Below are 9,156 nucleotides of genomic sequence, written 5' to 3' on the forward strand. Positions count from 1 at the left end.
ATGGGTGACAAATAGCAAGATGAACTCTAATAAGTTCTGGCTTTGGGCGGGAATGATTCTACCGTTATCGGTTTCAACCGCACCGGCTTGTAATCCAACCGATTATCTTCACTGAAAAACAACGTATGTTTTAACCATTTGACATCATCCCGTTCGGGATAATCATCGCGTGCATGCGCGCCGCGGCTTTCACGCCGGGCTTCGGCGGAGATCATTGTGGCTGTAGCGACTTCTTTTAAGTTATCCAGTTCCAGTGCTTCGATCCGGGCGGTATTGAACACTTTGCTTTTATCCTTGATTTCCGTATGGCCGATCCGCTCGCCGACTTCAAGAATTTTTTCCACACCTTTTTGCAGCATGTCTTCAAAACGGAAAACTCCGCAATACGTCTGCATCGTTTTAGCCAAGGCGACGCCCACCTGCGCAACACTCTCACCGTCTTTCTGATTCTCCAGGCGATCCAGGCGAGTCAGTGTTTTATCCGCGGCATTCTCCGGTAGCGGCTTGTGATGTGGATTGGTTTTCAAATCCTCAATAATCTGATTGGCTGCGGCACGTCCAAATACCACTAGGTCGAGCAGCGAATTAGTGCCCAAGCGGTTGGCGCCGTGCACGGAGACACAAGCGCACTCTCCCACCGCGTAAAAACCGGAGACAATCTCTTCCGGGCCGGTTTTATACGGCGCCACTACTTGACCGAAGTAATTGGTTGGAATACCGCCCATCATGTAATGCGCGGTGGGCACAACCGGAATCGGTTCATTGATCGGATCGGCATGGGCAAATTTAATTGCGAGTTCACGGATACCCGGTAACCGGGTTTTGATGATTTCAGCACCCAGATGATCGAGTTTTAACAGCAAATGATCACTCTCCTCGCCGCAACCGCGCCCGTCTTTCATTTCCGTCGTCATGGCGCGTGAAACCACGTCACGGCTGGCCAAATCCTTGGCATTGGGCGCATAACGTTCCATGAAACGTTCGCCGTTCCTATTCAGCAAATACCCGCCTTCACCGCGCACGGCCTCACTGATCAACACGCCCACACCATACACACCGGTGGGATGAAATTGCCAGAACTCCATATCTTCCAGCGGAATGCCAGCCCGCGCGGCAATCCCAAGACCATCACCCGTGTTGATCAAGGCATTGGTACTGGCCTGAAAAATCCGCCCGCCGCCACCGGTAGCAAACAAGGTGGCTCTGGCTTGCATGATCAAAATCTCGCCCGTTTCCATTTCCATCGCAGTCACACCCAGCACATCACCCTGCTCATCGCGGATCAGATCGAGCGCCATCCATTCAATGAAAAATTGCGTGTTGGCGCTGACATTGCGTTGATATAACGTATGCAACAGCGCATGACCGGTGCGATCAGCCGCGGCACAAGAACGCGTTGCCTGAGCGCCACCAAAATTTTGGGATTGTCCGCCAAACGGACGCTGATAAATTTTGCCGTTTTCCAGGCGATCGAACGGCATGCCAAAATGTTCCAGTTCATAGACGACTTCATTGGCCTGGCGGCACATGAATTCGATGGCATCCTGGTCACCCAGATAATCCGATCCTTTCACGGTGTCGTACATATGCCAGTGCCAGTTGTCTTCCGTGACATTTCCCAGCGAAGCGGCAATACCCCCTTGTGCTGAGACGGTATGCGAGCGCGTGGGAAATACCTTGGACAGCACCGCCACTTTTAATCCTGCCTCGGACAACTGCAACGCAGCGCGCATCCCAGCGCCACCTGCGCCAACAATGACTACATCAAATTTTCTTTTGGTTATTGCCACATCAACTCCACAATATGTCAGCAGTCCACACCAGATAAAACAGCAAGGCGGTAATCACCAGAATTTGCACGGTTAGGCGGATTGCCACGGGATGCACATAATCCATCAGGATATTACGCATCCCGATCCAGGCATGCCAGAAAACGCAAATGAAAAATACAAAGGTCGCGATGCGCATCACTTGGTGACTGAAAAGGCCTTTCCATTCTGCGTAATCTTGCGGTGCGACAACATATAAAACACCGGCCAGCCCTATGAGATAAAGCGTCATAAAAACGGCTGTCACGCGCTGTGCCAGCCAATCCTTCAAGCCATAGTGTGCGCCCGTTACGGCACGCCTGGGTTGCTTTACCATAGCACCGCCCCTATCAACGCAGTGAGCAGGATACCCGCCGCCACTACCAACATACTTCCCATCCGCGCCTGTGGCAAAGTGACGCCAACATGCAGATCCAACACCAGATGGCGAATGCCCGCGCACAAATGATGCAGAAAAAACCATATTGGGAGTAACAACGCCACTTTAATAACCGGATCGCGCAAACAATCCTGTAAAGCTTCAAAACCTTGCTGCGATTGCAACAGCATTTGCAGGCTATACAATATTAATGGAATACCGGGAAAAAACAGCAAAGCACCACTGATGCGGTGCAGAATTGAAACCACAGCCGGTAAAGGCTGCCTGATCTTGAAGAGATTCAGATGCTTGGGGCGTTTATTTTGCAATTTCGCTTCCATGCGGGAAATTCTAAAGTAGAAAATTCTATCGCCAAAATTCGGCTTAAACGCTAAATAACGGAGCCAAGTTTAGTCTGTTATGCCGCATGATACAAGCTACTGCTATCACCAATGAAAAACCCGGCTGCAAACCGCCGGGTTCACGAACAATGTAGATTATCTGAATTTCTTATGACTTGCTGCGGCGGCTATCCAGACTGTATCCACCCGCACCATGAATAGCCAATAGTATGAAGCCTCCCGTTATCGCAACATTCTTCATAAACATAATCATCTGCATCTGATCGGAAAGATTATTGTGGAAGATCACGGCAGCCACAACTGTAAATGCTGCCAATGCGATCGAGACTAACTTGGTCTGCCATCCCGCAATTATAGCCAAACCGCCGCCTATTTCGAGCAATATCACCAGCGGCAATAGCATACCCGGCACGCCCATCGCGTGCATATAACCCTGCGTGCCTTCGTATCCGCTGATTTTTAAAATACCGGAAAGCAAAAAGATCTGCCCGAGAAATAGCCGCGCTACCAATTGACTGATTTTTTCCATTTGAATCTCCTTAAAAATTGGTTAATCATTTTTTATCGCGCTTGATCCACGCACGATCACGCACAAAATTATTAGACTGAAAATCTTTCATCGCCTGATCAATTTGTTCTCGAGTGTTCATCACAAACGGGCCATACTGAACAATTGGTTCATGGATCGGTCTACCACTCACAACAACAAAACGTGCACCCGTTCTTCCTGCAACAAAACCGAACGAACGAACATCAGACTCCAATGTCACGAGGGAATGCAGCGGCACCATTTGTTCATCGAGTTGTCCATCGCCCTCAAACACATACAGGAAACTATTGTTCTCCACCGGCAGGTGATGCTGAAAATGCTTACCAGGTTGCACCTGCACATCAAAATAAGACACATTGGTAATGTTATCCACAATCGGTGCACTCGCATCGGCAAAGCGGCCGATTAACACTTTCAGCCGATAATCCGGTGTTTCCACCACAGGAAAGGCCGCAGCGGAATATTCCTGATACTCAGGATGATCCAGCTTATTCGCTGCAGGCAGGTTAATCCACAACTGAAATCCGCGTAACAAACCATTTTCCTGTTTCGGCATTTCGGAATGGATAACACCGCTGGCGGCTTTCATCCACTGCGCGGAGCCGGGACCCAGATCACCGGTATTGCCCATACTATCCTGATGCGCCATATGACCATCAATGATATACGTGAATGTACTGAACCCGCGATGTGGATGAGACGGGAAACCGGCAATGTAATCAGCCGGGTTATTACTGCTGATGTGATCCAGTAGCAGGAATGGATCATAATTCCGCAAGGCTGTCGTGCCGATCGTACGGTGCACCGTAACACCGGCGCCTTCCGGTACGGCCACTGCAGGGATTAATCGTATCGCGCTAACGGCTGTATTCATCATCTTCTCCTTTTCCGATAAAAAATCGTTATGACGTGTTTGTTGGGAGTATTATCATAGTTGCGATAATAAGAATAAATAGCCATCACAAGAAATGACTGTTCTGATATTAGCAACGATAAAGCAATTCAATGGATCGATTTGAAAATATGAGCGCGTTTGTACGCGTCGTTGAGGCCGGCAGCATTAGCGGTGCGGCGGATCGCATGGACGTGGCCAAATCAGTGGTTAGCCGGCGCTTGAAAGAACTCGAGGAATATCTCGGTGTTGAGCTATTTCATCGCACCACCCGGCAGATGAATCTGACCGATAGCGGGCGCGCCTTTTATCAACAGTCTGTACGTATTCTTGCCGACATCCTCTAAGCCGAGCATGCCACATCGCAATTTCACGGCGCCCTGAAAGGCAGCTTGAAGGTGGCCGTGCCGCTGAGTTTTGGTCTAATGCATCTGGGTCCTGCGATCAATACATTTTTACAGGCGCACCCCGACATTGAATTCAACTTGGATTTTAATGATCGCCAAGTGGATATTCTTGCAGAAGGCTTTGATCTGGCCATTCGCATCGCCAGCTTGCCGGACTCCAGCCTGATTGCGCGCCGACTTGCCCCGATCCAAGCCGTTATGTGCGCAAGCCCGGCTTACCTCGAACGCAATGGCACACCCCAATCGCCGGGAGAATTAATCAAACACCGATGTTTGGTTTACAACCTGATCAGCAATTTTGAAAACTGGAGTTTGTATGATGCAACCGGACAATTGATCAAAACTAAAATAGCTCCCTATCTAAAAGCCAGCAATGGCGAATTTCTTCGCGATGCCGCCATCGATGGCTTGGGCATCGTACTAATGCCGACATTTATCATGTACAAAGAAATCGAAAATGGTGCATTGATACCATTATTGCCTGAGTACCAATTTTCACAACTCGCCGCCTATGCCATTTACCCGCAAACTCGTGATCTCTCGCAGCGCGTCAGAGCATTTGTCGATTTTCTAATCAATCGATTTGAAGGATTGCCATATTGGGATTTATGTTTGCAAAGCACAATGCTTGCGTTAAGAACGCATCGACCCGATCACACTGCAAAATTGCGGGACTAAACAATTAGTCAGAATTGACTGAAAGTATTATCACATATAACTTACAGCTCAATTTATGCAGCTCAGAAATAGTTAATGTCTTTAACTTTAACAATAAAAACTGATAACAAAATGTTTATACCGTTCTTTATCACAAATTCCAACTGAGGTTATTAGGCTGATTCGTGGTAAACAAAATTTAACGGTGAAATAATCGGGATATCGATTTATTTGTCTGCTATTGAAACCTTTATCCTAACAAGTGGAATTAACATAGCCGAATATCAATTGTTTCGTAGTGTGTATTAGATTATTAAAATGACAAACATCCCATCATTGCTTGCGTATACGGTATGCAGTACCACACAAAACAAAAAATTAAAGTGTTGTAGCGTTTTAAAAGGCATAGACCAATGACTAAGACTAAGGAAATAGAATTCTCAACAAAGAGAATTTCTCATAATAAAATAGAAGTTCCACAGATATTAATTCTGATTCGCAACCATATCCCAAGTGGAGACTTGGAAAGCATTCTTAATGGATGGGAATACCAAGTCACTGGCATTTACAATTCAAAAGAGATTGCGTCACTTAGAATGTCAGTAGATAAGCCTGATCTTATTCTGACTGACATGGTTCTGGATGAAAGCGACAACATTTGTTTGGACCATCGACTGAATCTGCCACTCGAGAATTCCAGTCTTCGTATTTATTTTACATCGTATACCACAGAATCAATCGTACGACGCGCCGAGATATTGTTTTCAGCCTTGGGTTGTAGAACTAACAGAGGTGATAGTGAGAAGAGCCGCTATTATATTGATTCTCATTTCAACCAAGATGATGATGGTATTGCGGAAGAAACGAGACCGGCAAAACGACTTTCTTTAAACCCTATCCGAGTATTATTAGTTGATGATCAGCCGATTGTGCTCTGGGGACTGGAGAATTTGATCAATAGTCAGAAGCCTCGCATGGAGATTGTTGGAGCAGCGGCAAATATTTATGCTGCCAAAAAGCTGATTATGGAAAAGCAGCCGGATATTATGATACTCAATATTTCTTTGGATAATGATAATTGTATGAACAATATTTCTGAATTTACCAATAATGGAGATACACGCATCATAATTTATTGCAAAACACACAATCAGAAAGTGATTGATCAAGCAGTTTCTTGCGGTGCGCGAGGAGTGGTATATCACAAAGAGTCAATCCAAACGATACCGAAAGTAATTGAGATGGTTTTTGGCGGAGAATTTCGGTTTGCGTTAAGCAACCAATTATCCTGCCCGGTATGAGGATAATTTACTTGGTCTACACACAACATCGCTGGGCTCAGATACAGAATCAAGAATCCAATACCGGAAACACGTACAGCAAGGTCATCTAGATTACATGCACATCCCAGTTAGTCATCGCCAAACCAGCACTTAATATGGCAATTTGCACCGCAGTACCCACGGCATTGCCATCAGCATCGTACAATAACGAACCTGTCACACTGTTGTAGATGACGAAATCATTTGCATCTAGTGCTTGTGCCCCGATTCTGAACTGATCGACAGTTATCTGAAGTGGGGTCACCATACTTGCAAATACGGTAAAAATACTATTCTCCAACTTAATGGTGTCATCAACTACGTTAAAGTCGGTAATTGTGTCAAACCGCTCCTGCGTAAGATGATCTGCTGTTTTAAATTGAAAATAATCATGTCCAGCTCCACCAGTTAAAGTATTGTTACCTTCTGCGCCATTGAGAATGTCGTCACCGGCTCCGCCTACTAATTGATTAGGGGCTGTATTTCCAACGATGGTATTAGCTGCCTCGTTACCCGTAGCATTAATGGCCAGAGTGCCTGTCAAGGTGAGATTTTCAACATTACTCGGCAGTAAATAGGTCACGCTGCTATTGACCTTGTCGATCCCTTCATTGAGATACTCAGTAATAATGTCATTCTCATTGTCAACGCCATAAATATCATTTCCCAATCCACCTACCATAGAGTCAGCGCCAGTACCTCCGATAATTTTATTGATAGCTGCATTGCCAATAATCAGGTTAGCCAAACTATTTCCTGTACCATCAATAGCGCCTCCGCCTGACAGTATCAGATTTTCAACATTGGCTGATAAAACATAGGTCACACTGCTGTTGACAACATCAATGCCCTCATTGAGCTTCTCAGTGAGAATATCTCCAATAATATCAACAATATAAGTATCATCGCCTGCCCCACCTTTCAAGGCATCGGCGCCAGCACCTCCATCGAGTAGATTGTTTGCTGCATTTCCTGTGATGTTATTAACCAGATTATTACCCGTACCATTAATAGTCGATGCGCCAGTAAGTGTGAGATTCTCAACATTGGCTGCTAAGAAGTATGTCACGCCACTGTTAACTTTATCTGTGCCATCACTAAGATTTTCAGTGATGGTGTCACCGACATCGTCAACCGTATAAGTATCGTCACCTGCACCACCAATCAGTGTATCTGCGCCTGCAGCACCATTCAGTATATTGTTGACTGAATTTCCAGTAATAGTATTGGGCAGAATATTACCGGTACCACTAATGGCCAATAGGCCCATCAGTGCAAGATTCTCAACGTTTCCTGATAACGTGCAGGTTACACTACTGTTCACAGTATCTGTGCCTGCACCTGAATTCTCAGTGATAACATCGCCGACATTATCAACAATATAAGTATCATCCCCTGCCCCACCATTTAGTGCATCTGCACCAGTCCCGCCATCCAGCAGATTAGCTGCAGAGTTGCCTAACAAGGTATTCACCAGATTATTACCCGTACCATTAATAGTCGATGCGCCAGTAAGTGTAAGGTTCTCAACATTGGCTGATAAGGTATATGTCACACTGCTGTTGACTTTATCGATACCTTCATTGATATTCTCAGTAACAATATCACCTACATTATCAACTTCATAAGTATCATAGCTAGCTCCGCCAATCAAAATATCTGCGCCAACACCGCCATTGAGGGTATCACTACCGCCTCCTCCATAGATCAAATCATTACCCCCCCCTCCATAGAGAGCATCATTACCACCGAGGCCATTAAGCGTGTCGTTACCAGCTCCGCCATCCAAAGCATTAATACTTGAGTTACCCGTTAAGGTATCGTTAAGATCACTACCAATTAGATTGTCGATGCTAGTTAGCGTATCTAATCCCGCGCCGCCGGTGTTTTGCGAGCCGCTGATCGCTAATGAAACCGCTACCGGGCCGGTAGCATAGGCATAGGTTACTGTATCGTTGGATACCGTACCGCTCAGCACTTCATTTACTGCTGTACTAACCAGGAGCTGACCCGCATTAAATAAGGTCACTGCAACAATTAAAGGTGTGTTGACACTAGCTCCATGTGAATCAGTAGCAGTTATTTTTAATGTGTAAGTACCAAGGTCGCCAGAACCAGGTGATCCAGTGATTAGGCCAGTTATTGCACCAATCCCAATCCAGGTTGGCAAGGGACTACCATCCGCAAGTGTAGCGCTATAACTCAGGAAATCAGAGCTATCGATGTCGCTAAAAGATGCGCTTACATTGTAACTCCAGCCAAGCGTGTCATATTGTATTGCCTGATTGACTAAAGGAACGCTAAGAACTGGGGCGTTGTTGACCGCACCCAGGGTGTAGCTTTGAATACCGGCAACGCTGCCGCTAGTGCCGTCAATTACGTCATAACTTAAGGCAACGGCACCATTGTAGTTCGCAGCATGACTGATCGTAAAAGTACCATCGCCGTTATCGCTCACTGTGCCATGGTCAGCACTCAGTCCAGAGATACTCAGCGTATCGCCATCTACATCATTAAAACCTTGCAGCAAATCGACTGCGCTGACTATATAGTTGGTATCTTCCGTACCGCCAGACAGGGTTGCCTGGGCCGCCGTGAGTTCAGGTACGTCGTTGACCGCGTCCAGGGTGTAGCTTTGACTACCGGCAACGCTGCCGCCATTGCCGTCAATTACGTTATAACTTAAGGCAACGGCACCAGTGTAGTTCGCAGCATGACTGATCGTAAAAGTACCATCGCCGTTATCGCTCACTGTGCCATGGTCAGCACTCAGTCCGGA

General features: G+C 46.4%; 9 protein-coding genes. 3 read left to right on the forward strand and 6 right to left on the reverse strand.

The window, feature by feature from the left end:
• Window positions 1-26 precede the first annotated feature (26 nt).
• The 5 genes from sdhA to ACH10T_RS09595 form a co-directional block, all read right to left on the reverse strand.
• Window positions 27-1,790 (reverse strand): succinate dehydrogenase flavoprotein subunit, encoded by a 1,764-nt coding sequence (gene sdhA / locus ACH10T_RS09575; RefSeq protein ID WP_394809061.1) that lies wholly within the window; start codon window positions 1,788-1,790, stop codon window positions 27-29.
• 1 nt (window position 1,791) lies between these two features.
• On the reverse strand, window positions 1,792-2,145 hold the full coding sequence (gene sdhD, locus ACH10T_RS09580; protein WP_394809062.1) for a succinate dehydrogenase, hydrophobic membrane anchor protein: 354 nt from the start codon (window positions 2,143-2,145) through the stop codon (window positions 1,792-1,794).
• Complete coding sequence (gene sdhC, locus ACH10T_RS09585) at window positions 2,139-2,516, reverse strand: succinate dehydrogenase, cytochrome b556 subunit (protein ID WP_394809063.1); 378 nt, start codon at window positions 2,514-2,516, stop codon at window positions 2,139-2,141. Before sdhC ends, sdhD begins: the two co-directional genes overlap by 7 nt.
• A 181-nt stretch (window positions 2,517-2,697) precedes the next feature.
• Entirely contained in the window at window positions 2,698-3,078 is a 381-nt protein-coding gene (locus tag ACH10T_RS09590; RefSeq protein ID WP_394809064.1) for a DoxX family protein, read from the reverse strand.
• Window positions 3,079-3,103: 25 nt separating this feature from the next.
• Window positions 3,104-3,973, reverse strand: coding sequence for a pirin family protein (locus ACH10T_RS09595; protein WP_394809065.1), 870 nt, complete (start codon window positions 3,971-3,973; stop codon window positions 3,104-3,106).
• Between the two features lie 131 nt (window positions 3,974-4,104).
• Between ACH10T_RS09595 and ACH10T_RS09600 the strand changes: the two genes are divergently transcribed.
• The 3 genes from ACH10T_RS09600 (at window position 4,105) to ACH10T_RS09610 (ending at window position 6,356) form a co-directional block, all read left to right on the forward strand.
• Complete coding sequence (locus ACH10T_RS09600) at window positions 4,105-4,338, forward strand: LysR family transcriptional regulator (RefSeq protein WP_394809066.1); 234 nt, start codon at window positions 4,105-4,107, stop codon at window positions 4,336-4,338.
• Between the two features lie 33 nt (window positions 4,339-4,371).
• A complete protein-coding gene (locus ACH10T_RS09605) occupies window positions 4,372-5,076 on the forward strand; it encodes a substrate binding domain-containing protein (protein ID WP_394809069.1) in 705 nt (234 codons plus the stop codon).
• Between the two features lie 392 nt (window positions 5,077-5,468).
• The gene (locus ACH10T_RS09610; protein WP_394809067.1) at window positions 5,469-6,356 is read left to right on the forward strand and encodes a response regulator; all 888 of its coding nucleotides are present in this window, start codon (window positions 5,469-5,471) and stop codon (window positions 6,354-6,356) included.
• A gap of 88 nt (window positions 6,357-6,444) precedes the next feature.
• Here the strand turns inward: ACH10T_RS09610 and ACH10T_RS09615 are convergent.
• Window positions 6,445-9,156, reverse strand: a 2,712-nt coding sequence (locus tag ACH10T_RS09615; RefSeq protein ID WP_394809068.1) for a cadherin-like domain-containing protein, incomplete at its 5' end; no start/stop codon positions are given.

The sequence above is a fragment of the Nitrosomonas sp. genome (genome assembly GCF_043753625.1).
Taxonomy (GTDB): Bacteria; Pseudomonadota; Gammaproteobacteria; order Burkholderiales; family Nitrosomonadaceae; genus Nitrosomonas.